The organism is Nonomuraea sp. NPDC050691 (assembly GCF_040654455.1).
Classification (GTDB): Bacteria; Actinomycetota; Actinomycetes; order Streptosporangiales; family Streptosporangiaceae; genus Nonomuraea.
Genome location: NZ_JBFAIA010000012.1, coordinates 19,776 through 32,473, shown reverse-complemented (window position 1 = coordinate 32,473; position 12,698 = coordinate 19,776). Strand labels below are relative to the sequence as shown.

The window sequence follows — 12,698 nt, the reverse complement described above, 5'->3', positions numbered from 1 at the left end:
TCCGACCTTGCCGTGATGCTGCTGCGCCCCTCCCTGCGCCAGATCACCGAGGCCCGTCCACGGCTGGAGGCGCTCGGCCGATACGTCGGGACCAGCGTGCCGGTGGCTCTGTGCCTGATAGGTGACGGCGACTACAGCGCGTCGGCGACCAGCTCGGTGCGCATATGATCGGCGATCGACCAGCCCGCCAAACGGCGTGAGTGCAGGTCCAGCACGGTCGCCAGATAGAGGAAACCACCGTCGGCCAGGGGCAGGTAGGTGATGTCGCCGACATAGCGCCGGCCGGGCGCGGGGGCGGTGAAGTCACGGCCGAGCAGGTCGGGCACCTTCTGATGCGACGGCTCGGACACGGTGGTGCGCACCTTCCTGCGCAGCCGCAGCCCGGCGATACCGAAGACACGCATCACCCGCGCCGCCCGCTTGCGGTTGACCCGCCGCCCCGCAGCGCGCAGCTCGGCAGTGACGCGAGGGCTGCCATAGGTGCCGTCGAACTCGCCGTGAATCCGCTTGATCTCCTCCGCCAGTGCGGCATCGGCCACGGCCCGCTCAGCCCGAGCCGGCGCCGCCTTCAGCCACCGGTAGAAGCCGGATCGAGACACCGCCAGCACCCGGCACAGCCGCTTCACCCCGAAGGCGTCCCGGTGGTCGGCGACGAACTGGAAACGGCTCACCAGTTCGTCTCGCCCGCGAAATACTTCGCCGCCCGGCGCAGGATGTCGCGCTCGGTCTCCAGCTCCCGGATCCGCGCCTTGAGCTGCTTGTTCTCCTCTTCCAGCACGTCGTCGGACGATAGCGGGCCGCTCGCCGGCTTCTTCGCCGGGCCCGTCTGCTTCGCCCCAGCGGTCCCGTCTGCCTGGGCCTGACGCACCCAGTTACGCAAGGTTTCCCGGCTGATGCCCAAATCCTGAGCCACCGACGCCAGTGTCCGGGCCGGATCGGACAGGTACAACGCGACGGCGTCCGCCTTGAACTCCGGCGGGTACGACTTCATCGCCACGTGGAACTCCTTGTCTCCGGATTTCCATCATCCGGTACTCAAGGTGTCCACACTTCAGGGGCAACCCCCGTACGCAGCCGCCGCAGAAGCGGCCCGCTGCTGCGCATGGGTGCACTTCGATGACGGTTTCCACGCCCAAGCAGAGCGATTCTTCGACGCCGCGCTGCGCGCCTCCGCCACCGCCGGTGACCCGCTCACCGGCGCGTACGTGCTGTCCTTCCGCGCGATCCAGCACTACACCGCCGGGGATCCTCGTGATGCCGTGGCTCTCGTGGAAGCTGCCAAGGTCCAGGCCAAGTCCAAAGCCACTCCACGCTTCCGCGCGATGCTTGCCGCTCGCGCCGCACGCTCCTACTCCAAGGACGGCGACCGCCGCGCATGCGCACGCGCCCTCAATGAGGCCCGCGACCTCCTCGCCGCGGGGCCGCACGATGAGGACCCGCCTTACCTGTATTGGGTCGATCTCGGCGAGGTCGAGATGATCGCCGGGTCGTCCGCGCTCCAGCTCGGCGACCCCTGGGAGGCGATCCGCCGCTTCGAGGCGGCGATTGAAGCGAACTACGCAGGGGACGACCAGTATCCACGCACGCACGCCATCTACTTGACGCGTGCCGCTGACGCCCACCTTGCGCTCCGAGATTTGGACCAGGCGGTAGCGGCAGCTCAGCATGCCGTTCGCTGCCTGGGTGGAGTGGACTCCGCCAGGTCGACGGCGACCCTTGAGGAGCTGCGGGGCAAGCTGGCCGAGTACCGGCATGTGCCTGTGATCCGACATTTCCTCGACCCCACCGCCTGAAACGCGGGGCACTCCTACGAACGTGAGGTGCCGCGTAGAGCGCAGCCTGGGACCTATCGAGGAAACTCAGCAGCAAGACCGCCAAGATCATCTGGCTCGCTGGCGCGCACCGTGAGAGCGAAGCAGCCGCGCCGGGGTGAGTGGACAGGCGATCAGGCCCTCGCTGGCCACGCCGCCTCGGCGCGAGAAGATCGGCATGCGGGGTTGCCCCGCTACGAGTTGACCGCAGTCGTCCAGACGCGGGTCTCGTTGATCCGTTCTTTCGCGCGCAAGGCTTCGGCCAGATCGACCCCAGCACGATTGGCTATTGCCGCGACGTAGATGAGGACGTCGGCCAGCTCGTGCGCGACAGTGCCGATCTGACTGGTCGGGTCGATCGACATGGCGGCCTGCTTGCGCACCGCCTTGCACACCTCGCCGGTCTCTTCGGCCAACTTCAGGCACTGATCGACGATGCTGCTGTGAGTGAAGCCCCGTTCCTGCTCCATCTCGGCGACGTAGCGCTGGAGTTCTTCCAGGGACGTTGAATGCGTGTTGGGAAGAGGCTGCATGGTGATCCCGCGTGTGGCTGATGGGTTTGCCACGCTAGCAGCAGCGCCGGTTGAGGCTCACCAGAAACCAGACTTTCACAAGCTCAGCTGGCCTACCGCGATTCGGGGGTCGGGCGTGCGGTGTAGGCCGGAGCGCATAATGGCCGTGAGCCGGGCGGCGGCTGCTCGAACCTCGGCATGTCGGGAGGATGGCACGAAGCGAGGGATGAGCCGGTGGCGCACCCGCTTGGCCGTGGGGTCCCATGTCCAGGTGCCGACCACGCTGCCGTCCAGCAGGATCGTGGGCAGGACCTCGCCGATCTGGTTGAACGCCGCCTCCGGGGCCAGATCGCCCATGTATCGGCGGCGGGTCTCGAAGTAGGCCTTGAGCGCGACATCCTCGTGCGCGAGCAGGTTCACGCCGCTGGCGTAGTCGGCGTCGTCGGCCACGGTGAACTCGGCGAACCGCTGGGCGCTCATGTACAGAGGGCTGTCGCTCCACGGGGTGGACAGCTGGACGAGCTTGATGGCGGCTCGCTCGAGGCCGCCCGCCACGGCGGCGCGCGACAGCGCCGACCACCAGGTGGCGTCTCGGATACTGATCGGTCCATAGCGGTCGAGGTAGGCGGCCATCAGGCGGTCGGTCGCCACATGCGGATCCAGGGCGGTGTCGAGCACGGGGTAGGCGCGGGCGGTGAGCGTGAACGTGCGCACCTCACGGTTCCACCCCGCGGCCTGGTTCACGTAGGTCAGCGTGCCGCGTTCCCAGGCGAGCTTGAGCGCCAGCCGCGTCACCACCACCGGCATCCCGGCCGCGGCGAGCCGGTCCTCGATGGTGCGATGAAACAGCGGCCCGGATTCGCCCAGCAGCTCGACAACGGCGGCGGTGGCGGTGGCGACGGTGTGGGTGCTGTGACCGGCGTTGACGATCGCGCGCAGGGCGTCCCGTTCCCGGAAGCGCAGGGTGGCGGCGTGCGCCGCGGCGGCGAGGTCCAGCGGCAGGGTGTGCAGAGTCTTGCGCATGCACCGCAGAGTCACCAGGCGGGAGCGAACCGCTGGGTCGAACAACTTCAGCGGGATGGCCGGGTCTGCCGCGCGGGCCGCCACCGTGGCGAACGGCGACGGCAGCCGCGCGGCGTGCAGCCCTAGCCCCGCATCGGCGATCTCCTCCACCCCTTGCCGGCGGGAGTGGGGGGCGAGGCCCTGGCGGGCCAGCACCCAGTTCCACAGCCTGTCGGCCTCTCGCTGGTTGAGCGCGTGGGACTCTGTTGTCTGTGGGACGGGGCTGGCCATGCGGGGCAGGTTAGCAACGGCGGTCACTCCTGCGGTCCCCATTGGTCTTCGACGAACCCGCGCAACTCGGCATAGGACCGTTCGGTTTCGGCCCACTCCTCCTCGTCGCCCCACCAGTGGTGGGTGTTGTGGTGGATGTGGAACTTGCTCCAGTCGCCGTCCCAGCCCGGCTGCTGGTGGGTGCCGCGAATGCCGTGCAGCAGCGCGTTGGCGTACACCTCGGTGCCGGGCAGCGGCACGAATCGAAACAGCGACACCCGGCCGAGCATCGGCCGTAGCTCGCGGAGCAGAGCGATGGTCTCCCGCGTGGTCTCGGTGTTCTCGCCGGGGTAGCCGTGGATGACGAACACCTTGGCCGAGATCCCGGCGGCCGCGGTCATCTCGACCGCGGCGCGGATCTTGGCCCGGGTGGTGTTCTTCCGCATCGCTTTCAGCAGGCGTTCGCTGCCGGACTCCATCCCGTATTTGATCTCGATGCAGCCCGAGGCGGCCATCGTCTTCAACAGCGCCTGGTCGACGGTGTCCACCCGCGACAGCGCCGACCAGCGCAGGCCGAGATCGGCGATGTCGGTGCAGATGTCGGCGACCTTGGCCTTGTTGACGATGAAGTTGTCGTCGACGATCGCGAAGCCCTCGATGTTGTAGGCGTCGATCAGATGAGCGAGCTCGGTGCGGGCGCTGGCCCCTGCGCGGTACTGCATGCGGCGCTGGGCGACCGCGCAGAACGAGCACGGGAACGGGCAACCCCGGCTAAACATCACGTGCGCCATGCGCGCATCGGTGCCGGCCAGCCGGTCGGTCAGCACAATGTCCTCGCTCGGCAGCAGATGCCGGGCCGGCAGAGGCAGATGGTCGATGTCGCGCATGAGGGGGCGAGCAGGGGTGCGCACGATCTGGCCGTCGCGCAGGAACAGCACGCCCGGCACACCGGTGAAGTCCCGGTCGTCGGCGTGGCCGAGGATCTCCAGGATGGTGTCTTCGGACTCACCGTCCGCGACGACGTCGGCGGCCAGGTCCCGCAAGGCCTCCCCTGGGTAGAAGTTAGCGTGCACGCCCCCGGCCATGACCAGCGTGCCGGAGTCGAGCTTGGCTTCGCGGCGGGCTTGCACCATCAGGCCGTAGGTAGCGGAGGAGGCGAGGCTGAAGCCGACCGCGTCGAAGCCGGTCAGATCCAGCGCAGTGTGGCCGGGTGCGACGCGGTGGATCTCCACCTGGTGCCCGGCCGCCTCCGTCACAGCCGCCAGGTACAGCACGCCGAACGGCGGGAACTCCTTGCGCTGCTCGCGGAAGCGGGCCATGTCGTAGACCTCGGGGTAGAGCAGTGCGACCTTCACCAGTCACCTCACTGGAGGTAGGGGGTGGGGGCGTGCGGCGATCGCGGTGGCGATCTGCTTGGCGAGCGCGGCGGCGACCGCGTCGGCGTCGGCGTGGCCGATCTGGTAGATCAGGGTGGGGGCGCCGGTGGCGCGGAACTGCTCGGCGGTCTCGGCGAACAGGGCGCACTCCCGCTTTGCCGCAGCCAGGTCGCTGTGGTGGAACCGGCTGTAGGTGCCGCGATCCTTGGCGCGGCGCAGACATACCTCTGGCTCGCCGAGCAGGAACACCGCCAGGTCGGCGCGGCGGGCGTGCCGATATAGGTCGGTGATGAAGTCGTCGCCGGCGCCGTCGAGCCGGTCCAGGACGAACGCCGAGGGGACGTACCGGTCGCACACCACCACCCGTCCGGCCCGCAGCTCGGGCTCGATCACGGTGGCGATGTGGTGGTAGCGGTCAGCGGCGACCAGGCACGTCAATGCCAGACCGTGGAAGTCGTGGGTTCCGGAGCGGGCTAACGAGCCGATCGGAGAGTTGGACGGCTGGGTGGTGCGAATCGCGGACAGCCCCGATGTGGTGAGGAATCCGCACAGGAGTCGACTGCAGGTCGTCTTGCCGACTCCGCTGGGGCCGTCCAACGTGATCAGGAAACCCGGAAGGCCATTTGAGCAGGTAGGCGGCATTGCGCTTCCCTTCTCGCGGGATTTGAGTGTATGCCGGGTGGATCGACCTGGACATGACGCGAGGAGCGATCTCCGGTAGGGCCACGTCGGTGTGGGTGCGGATCAGCACCCGCCAGCGTTCACGGTCGCCCGGTACCGCACAGTGTCTGTCCCCGTGATAGCCGACCCGTCCAGAGAGGGGATGACCTCGGCCCGCGGCTCATCCCCGAAACGCCTCGATCTCGATCTCGACCAGCATCCGCTTGTCGATCAGCCCCGCCACCTGGACGCCCGTACACGCCGGCCTGACGTGCCCGAGCACCTCCGACAGCGCCGTGCCGACCGCGTCGTAGTGGCTGTCATCCACCACGTAGTAGCGCACCATGACCACGTCCTGCCTGGTCAGTCCAGCCACCTCGACCGCATCGAGCGCAATGCCGAAGGCCGTCATGGCTTGCAGGTAGGCGTCGCCTTCATGCTGTATCTCACCGTCGATCGTGGCCGTGCATCCGGAGACCACGACCCTCGGCCCTGCCACCACCGCCCTGGCGTAGCCGTACTTGTCCTCCCAGACGCCGCCCGAGAAGACCCTCATCTCCTCACGCACGCAGCTTGCCTGAACCATTACGCATCCCTTCATCAGGCCCTGGCCCGCAGACTGCGGCCAGGGCGTCTGTGATCGACCGCGGTGCCCGGGGCGCTCGCCCGCGCGCCGGCATCGGCATCGGCCAGAACCCCACGCGTGCGTCGCGCACCGGTGCTGGGGAGCCCAGCGTCACCACGGCGCCCGCGTTGGTCAGGGCGGAGAGCAGGGTGTCAGCCACCACCCAGCCGGAAGCGGCCGACAACCGCTCAGGGTTGTTGGAGATGTTGAGCAGGTACAGCACCTTCGGTCCCATCACGCGCGTCCTTTCCGCTCTAAGGCCGCGCCGCTCGCGCGGCCACTGAGCTGGGCCTGCCTGGTTTCGTTGGTCAGCGTCTGCTCGTAGCGGAGGGCGACGCGGCGCGCTGTGGTCGCCACGTTCCCGGTGGAGGCACGGGCATAGATCCACCGGCCTCGCCCGGTCGTGTGGCCGGTCCACCACCACCAGATGTCCCCGTCCGTCCAGACGACCAGCTCGGTCGAGATCAGCACCAGCGCGACGCCGTCGCCGTGACGGACCTCGGAGGCGATCCGGTGTGCTGCGTGGAGCTGAGTCTGAAGCTGCTCGGCTGCCGCGTCGGCCGATCGCAGGCCGGGCACAAGCCACATGGTCGCGGTCATCGCTCGTCGCCTCCGTCAGCAACGCTGAGCAGGACGAGCTCCGCGACGCCCTCGCCGACCTCGACCCCCAGGAGGCGACGACCGGGCTGTCGTGCCTCGCGGACGGCGCCGACGCCATCTTCGCCCGCGCCGTGCTCGACGCCGGCGGGCTCCTGGAGGTCGTGGTGCCCGCCATGGCCGTTCCCGCGCGTGGGCAACACGACCGACACCGTGCAAGAGCTGCTCGATAGATGTCCTCGGACATTGCAGCGACGCTATGGCCGGATCTCCTGGTTATCCCCAAGCCGCACTTGGGGGTGGGCAGGAAGCTCTATCCGTGTTAGGGCCTGCCGCTGCCCGCTCAAGGCGGGCCGTGGGAAGCTCTCCGAGCTCAGTTCTTCGTGCTGGCGATCCGGTTCATGCAGACCTCGTAGATCCGCTTCAGCTCGGACCTCAGCTCCGTCCACGGGAAGGAGGCGGCGCCGGGCTCGCCGGACGAGGGCTGGGGCAGTCGATTGGTGTCCAGCAGCACAGAGATCCCGCTCGACGTCAGCCGCTCCACACTCAGCGGGAAAGCCGGGTGCTTCGCCAACGCCACGTTCGGCCACGGGACCGCGACGACGGGCAGGCCAAGGCCGATCGCCTCATTCAGCAACCCCAGCGCCAGCGTGTCGGAGATGCCGCCCGCCCACTTGTTGATCGTGTTGAATGTCGCGGGCACCACCGCCATCGCGTCGGCCGGTGGTAGCACGTCCGGCTCTTCCGGCCGCTTGTAGTCGTCACGCACCGGATACCCCGTCAGTTCCGCCAACCGCTCCCGGTTGACGAACTTCCGGCCCGAGGGTGTTGTGACCACGCACACGGTCCACCCACCGGCCCGCAGCGACGCCACGAGATCTGGAAGCCCGCCCGCCGGGCGACCGCCACACGCGATCACGTACAGAACGGGCTGTCTGACGTCGGTCATCGTGTCAATCTCCTGACTCACCGAGTGAATGCCGTTAGCGTCAGTGACGACGCATCCAGTGCGGTCGGGGGGCACACTACGGCCAACACGCGAGGGCGCGCCATGACATCAGCTCACGAGCACGTCGATCCGCTCGACCGTCAGGTCGGCGCGAACGTCCGAGCGCTTCGGCTGCGCCGCGGCCTAAGCTTGCCTGCCTGCGCACAGCTGTGCGGCCGTACCGAGGAGTGGCTGCGCACCGTGGAGCGCGGCAAACAGCGGCTGGACAAGCTGTCGGTCGCGATCACGCTGGCCGAGGTTCTGGGCGTCAACGACCTCGCCGTGATCCTGGGCGAACGCCTGCAACGCCTGCGCTGCAGCATCGGCGAAAGCGCCCGTGTCCAGCACGAGGCCGTTCCCGTGCTACGGCGGCTGCTGTCCACCCCCACCTACCCGCAAGCCTCCACCCGCGACCCCTTCACCGGGTCCGAACGCATCCGTCGCCGGTTGTCCCTGGCCTGGTCCGCTTGGCATCGCTCCGATCGTCCCTACACCGCGCTCGGCGTCGTGGTGCCCGACCTGTTGAGCGACGCCCTGGCCCTGCACCGAGCCAGCCCGCCCGCTGGCCGCCGTCTCACCTGGCAGTTGCAGAGCGAGGTCTTCCAGATGGCCCAGCGCTTCCTGTACTGCGTCGGAGAGCCGCATCTGGCCGCTCGCGCCGCCGATCGCGCGATGGTCGCCGCCGAAGAGACTGACGATCCCGTCCTGATCGCGGTCTCTGCCTGGACCTCCACCATGGCCGCGCTCGGCCGCTCCGATGCCGAAGAGGCCCACGCCATCGCTCACGACGCCACCGCCCACCTCCGCCACATCGTGCCGACCAACCCCGCGGCACTATCCGCCTGGGGCGCACTCAACCTGTTCGATGCCATCGCCCTGGCCCGGCTGCACCGCCCCGCCGACGCCTGGCACAGCTGGACTCTCGCCCACCAAGGGGCCACCGCACTTGGAGCCGAGCACCATCACCCGCTGACCATGTTCGGTATGGCCAACGTCGCCATCTACGCCGTTGCTGTCCATATCGAAACCGGGCAGGCGGCCACCGCCCTCAAGCTCGCCGGCCGCCTCGATCTGGACACCATCCCCTCCACCAACCGCCGTGCCCAGCACCTCATCGACGTCGCACAAGGCCACCTACGCCACAACGAGCCCGACGCCGCGATCACCGCGCTGCTGGCCTCCGAGAAGCAATCGGCCGAGACCATCGCCTTCAACGCCACTGCCCGCACCACGATCATGGAGATCGTCTCCGGTACTCGACGGCCGCCGCGAGCCGCGCTGGAGCTGGCCGCCCGCGTCCTGCGCGCCGGTTGACCATCGGCGGACGTCGCCGTTCGGGCCCGGCATCGATCTTGACGTACCGTGGGACCACAGGGGGCTACAGCATCTGCTGGGAGAGTGGCGGCTGGGCATGCTGGCACGACGCACATTCCTTGTCCTGGGCGGCGCGGCGTTGACCGGTCCGGCCTGGCAGTCGCTCGACATCCCCGTCCCCATCCCGGAGCGGGGGACATCGAGCCAAGTGCCGCCTCCGCTGTTGTCCCTCATCGAGGCCACCGTGACGCGGGCACAGCAGCTCGACGAGGAACACGGCAGCGCCTCCGCCGACTTCGTCGCCAGCCAGTTCGCCAGCGTGGCCCACGTCGTGCGCACCAGCAGCTACGACGCCCAGACCGGCAGGCGCCTGTGCACGGCGCTGGCTCAGCTTGCGCAGACCTCCGGCTGGATGGCGCAAGAAGCCGTCCAGGACGGGCGCGCGCAACGCTGGTACCACCTTGCGCTACGCGCCGCTCACTCCGCAGGGGACCGCGGCGTGAAGGCCAGCATCCTGGCGTTGATGAGCAACCACGCGACCGCGCTCGGCCAGCACCGCGAGGCGCTCCAGTTGTCCGCCGCGGCCGCGGAGGCCGCCTCTCACGCTCCGGCCGCCGTGCAGGCGTTGATCGCCGCGCGCAGCGCTCTGGCGCACGCCGGCGCAGGAGATCTGATGGGTGTCGAGCGTGCCCATGACCGAGCCATGACCCTCCGCGCCGGCCCCGACGACGAGCGACCGCAGTGGGCCGGCTACGTCACCCCAACCGAGCTGGACGCTCTGGCCGGCCGCGCCCTTGTCATGCTCGCACGCCACGTCCCCCGACGTCGCAACCACCTCATCCAGCAAGCCGAACCCCTGCTACGTCAACGCGCCCTCGACGTCTCCGACGCTCACCGCCGCTCAGCGCTGCGCCACAGCGCGCTGCTCGGCCTCGCCCACACCGCAGCAGGCGACCTCGAGCAGGCCGTGCACGCCGGGCGCCTCGCGGTGCGACGGCTTCCGATGGTGACTTCAATCCGCTGCCAGTCCCTGCTGGGAGAGCTCCGCTCCGAGCTGGCCGCTCATGCACAGAGGTCCCAGGATGTGCGAAGCCTCATCGCAGAGATCGACACCCACGTGCCGGGCCCGTCTCGGCGCTGACGGCGGATGGGAGAGAACAGCTCCGGCGCGTTCGCCCTTCCGAGACTATCGATCTTGGTTTAGCGGATCACGCGGGCGGCGGAAATGTCAGTGGCATCTGAGACCGTAACAGACGGCGCTCATACGACTGCCGTCCGTCACTGTGATGGGAGGGGATGCGTTCATGCACGCCCGCAGGGCCGACACCCGGCATCCATGCAGCCGCTCTGCCGAATCGGGAACACCTGGGGACAAGACTCTACGGCTCAGTCCGACTTCTGCCCCGTCCCATGGAGAGTTCTTCGCCAGGGCGCGCCATGCTTTCGCCCTGGCAGGCAGGCCGCTCCCGACCGGGACCAGGAGCCGCCGACGTGGCTGAGGAGACAACCGTCACCGACACCGACGCCGCCCCCCAGCCGCCCACCGAGCAGCTGACGTTCAACTTCAAGGGCGGAGACAGCGCCGAGCTGGCGCAGCACCTGACCGGCCGCAGCCTGAGCCGACGCCTGCCGGCGCTGGTGGGCCGCTCCCTGGCCCTTGCCTGGGCGGTTGAGCGACGCTCGACGATCGCCCTGCTGACCTGCCAGGTGGTCTCCGGGCTCTTGGAGGCGCTCGGCCTGTTCGCCACCACCTCGGCGCTCAGCGCGCTGATCCAGTCCGCGCGCGACCCCGCGCACCTGCGCGCGGCCATACCGTCGATCGCGGTACTGGCCGGAGCAGCCGGTCTGCGCGCGCTTCTCGCCATCGCGATCCAGGGCCTGTCGAACCGGCTGGGGCCACGGATCGCCCGGGAAGCGGAGTTCCGCATGCTGGAAGCGGCCACCAACGCCGAGATGGCCGCCTACGACCACCCGGGGTTCAACGACCGCTACGACCAAGCCTCCCGCGGCGTCGAGGTCAGCCGCGACATGATCGGCCAGTCGCAGAACCTGGTCTCCTCACTGGCCACGCTGACCGCCGCAGCCCTGGTGATCGGTGCGCTGGCGCCGGTCCTGCTGCCGCTGCTCGCGCTGACCGCAGTTCCACGGGCGCTGGCGTCGGTCGCGGGCGAGCGGGTCGCCTACCTGGCGACTCTGCGCACCTTCCACGACCGGCGGATGCTGAGCATGCTGCGCTGGCACCTGTCCCACAAGGACCAGGCCGACCAGGTACGCACCGACACTCTGGCCCCGTACCTGCTGGGCAAGTACCGCTCCAGCGGCGCGCGGGTCGACCGCACCAACGACGAGGCCGCCTGGCAACAGGCCAGGATCAGTCTGCTGGGGTCAGCCGTCGGCGGTCTGGCGTCGGTGTTGCTGTGGGCCGGGGTGATGGTGCTGCTCGGCACCGGCTACATCAGCGCGGCCGCCGCCGGCACGCTGGTGTTCGCTCTGCGCTCGGCCGCCGGCGGGTTGCACGGCATCGTCGGCTACGGCGCCGACCTCATGCGCACCGGCCGATACATGGACGACTGGGAAGCGTTCATCGCCGAGGCAGCGGGCCAGCGGCTGGATCGCGGGGACATCGTGCCCGGACGTCCTCGGCATGTGGCGTTGCACCGCGTCACCTACCGCTATCCCGAGGCCGACAAGGACACCCTCCACGAGGTGGACTTCGAGGTCCGTCAAGGGGAGATCGTCGCCGTGGTGGGCGAGAACGGCTCCGGCAAGACCACGCTGATGAAGCTGCTGTCCGGGCTCAACCTGCCCACCAGCGGTGTGGTCACCTGGGACGGCGTCAGCACCCGAGACCTGGACCCGCACGCCCTGTGGCGGCAGTGCGCGGTCGTCCCGCAGGAGTTCGCCCGCTGGCCCATGACCGCCCGGGAGAACATCCAACTCGGCCAGCCCCAGCCCGGGGCGGATGAGGCCGTGCAGGCCGCGGCGGCCGCCAGCGGCGCCGACGCAGTAATCGCGGTGCTGCGCAACGGCCTGGACACGCTGCTGGCCCGCGAATGGTGGGGCGGCCAGGCCCTGTCATCAGGTCAGTGGCAGCGCATCGCGGGAGCGCGGGCGATCCACCGCGACGCCGGCCTGCTGGTGATGGACGAGCCCACCTCCGACCTGGACGCCCGCGCCGAGCACAGGATCTTCACCGGGCTGCGCGAACTCGCGCAAGACCGGGCGATCGTCCTGGTCACCCACAACCTCGCCAACACCGCCGTCGCCGACCGGATCGTGGTCATGCAAGCCGGCCGCGTCACCGACGAGGGCACCTTTCCTGAGCTGACGTCCCGGCCTGGGCTCTTTCGCGAGTTGTGGCTCTTGCAGCACGATCGCGCGCACCCGGCCACGCAGGAGGGCGCGACTCCATGACGGCCCCCGGGTAGTCGAGCCGCGCATCCCGGCCGCCGTCTTCTTCGGCGGGCGTTTCGTGCCCGACCAGCGCCTGGGGGAATGACGTGCGCTCCGGGTGTGACCTCGGTTACGGTGATCGACGTGGGC

At 69.2% G+C, this 12,698-nt stretch carries 13 protein-coding genes and 1 pseudogene; 4 read left to right on the top strand and 10 right to left on the bottom strand.

Annotation, left to right across the window (positions count from 1 at the left end; genetic code table 11):
- Positions 1-134 precede the first annotated feature (134 nt).
- Positions 135-997, bottom strand: a pseudogene (locus AB0H81_RS07600) (IS3 family transposase); the annotation flags it as partial.
- A 109-nt stretch (positions 998-1,106) separates the two neighbouring features.
- Here AB0H81_RS07600 and AB0H81_RS07595 point away from each other — a divergent pair.
- Positions 1,107-1,793, top strand: a complete 687-nt coding sequence (locus AB0H81_RS07595) for a hypothetical protein (RefSeq protein WP_358370634.1) — start codon at positions 1,107-1,109, stop codon at positions 1,791-1,793.
- A gap of 212 nt (positions 1,794-2,005) precedes the next feature.
- Here AB0H81_RS07595 and AB0H81_RS07590 read toward each other — a convergent pair whose 3' ends face one another.
- From AB0H81_RS07590 to AB0H81_RS07550, 9 genes are all read right to left on the bottom strand, one after another.
- A complete protein-coding gene (locus AB0H81_RS07590) occupies positions 2,006-2,344 on the bottom strand; it encodes a MazG nucleotide pyrophosphohydrolase domain-containing protein (protein WP_358370632.1) in 339 nt (112 codons plus the stop codon).
- Positions 2,345-2,419: 75 nt separating this feature from the next.
- Positions 2,420-3,616 (bottom strand): crosslink repair DNA glycosylase YcaQ family protein, encoded by a 1,197-nt coding sequence (locus AB0H81_RS07585; protein ID WP_358370629.1) that lies wholly within the window; start codon positions 3,614-3,616, stop codon positions 2,420-2,422.
- A gap of 23 nt (positions 3,617-3,639) precedes the next feature.
- Positions 3,640-4,950 (bottom strand): radical SAM protein, encoded by a 1,311-nt coding sequence (locus AB0H81_RS07580; RefSeq protein ID WP_358370626.1) that lies wholly within the window; start codon positions 4,948-4,950, stop codon positions 3,640-3,642.
- 3 nt (positions 4,951-4,953) lie between these two features.
- Positions 4,954-5,613 (bottom strand): hypothetical protein, encoded by a 660-nt coding sequence (locus tag AB0H81_RS07575; RefSeq protein ID WP_358370624.1) that lies wholly within the window; start codon positions 5,611-5,613, stop codon positions 4,954-4,956.
- Between the two features lie 199 nt (positions 5,614-5,812).
- Positions 5,813-6,187, bottom strand: coding sequence for a Rid family hydrolase (locus tag AB0H81_RS07570; RefSeq protein ID WP_358370621.1), 375 nt, complete (start codon positions 6,185-6,187; stop codon positions 5,813-5,815).
- Positions 6,188-6,191: 4 nt separating this feature from the next.
- Positions 6,192-6,491 (bottom strand): hypothetical protein, encoded by a 300-nt coding sequence (locus tag AB0H81_RS07565; protein WP_358370618.1) that lies wholly within the window; start codon positions 6,489-6,491, stop codon positions 6,192-6,194.
- Positions 6,491-6,856: a hypothetical protein gene (locus tag AB0H81_RS07560; protein WP_358370829.1), complete on the bottom strand. Its 366-nt coding sequence runs from the start codon at positions 6,854-6,856 to the stop codon at positions 6,491-6,493. Before AB0H81_RS07560 ends, AB0H81_RS07565 begins: the two co-directional genes overlap by 1 nt.
- Entirely contained in the window at positions 6,853-7,056 is a 204-nt protein-coding gene (locus tag AB0H81_RS07555; protein ID WP_358370827.1) for a hypothetical protein, read from the bottom strand. The genes AB0H81_RS07560 and AB0H81_RS07555 overlap by 4 nt, the downstream gene beginning before the upstream one ends.
- Positions 7,057-7,226: 170 nt before the next feature.
- Complete coding sequence (locus AB0H81_RS07550; RefSeq protein ID WP_358370615.1) at positions 7,227-7,802, bottom strand: flavoprotein; 576 nt, start codon at positions 7,800-7,802, stop codon at positions 7,227-7,229.
- 102 nt (positions 7,803-7,904) lie between these two features.
- Between AB0H81_RS07550 and AB0H81_RS07545 the strand changes: the two genes are divergently transcribed.
- The 3 genes from AB0H81_RS07545 to AB0H81_RS07535 all read left to right on the top strand — a co-directional run bounded on the left by AB0H81_RS07545 (position 7,905) and on the right by AB0H81_RS07535 (position 12,569).
- Positions 7,905-9,155, top strand: a complete 1,251-nt coding sequence (locus tag AB0H81_RS07545; protein WP_358370613.1) for a helix-turn-helix transcriptional regulator — start codon at positions 7,905-7,907, stop codon at positions 9,153-9,155.
- A 97-nt stretch (positions 9,156-9,252) separates the two neighbouring features.
- Entirely contained in the window at positions 9,253-10,296 is a 1,044-nt protein-coding gene (locus tag AB0H81_RS07540) for a hypothetical protein (RefSeq protein WP_358370611.1), read from the top strand.
- A 350-nt stretch (positions 10,297-10,646) separates the two neighbouring features.
- Positions 10,647-12,569 (top strand): ABC transporter ATP-binding protein, encoded by a 1,923-nt coding sequence (locus tag AB0H81_RS07535; protein ID WP_358370608.1) that lies wholly within the window; start codon positions 10,647-10,649, stop codon positions 12,567-12,569.
- Positions 12,570-12,698 lie beyond the last annotated feature (129 nt).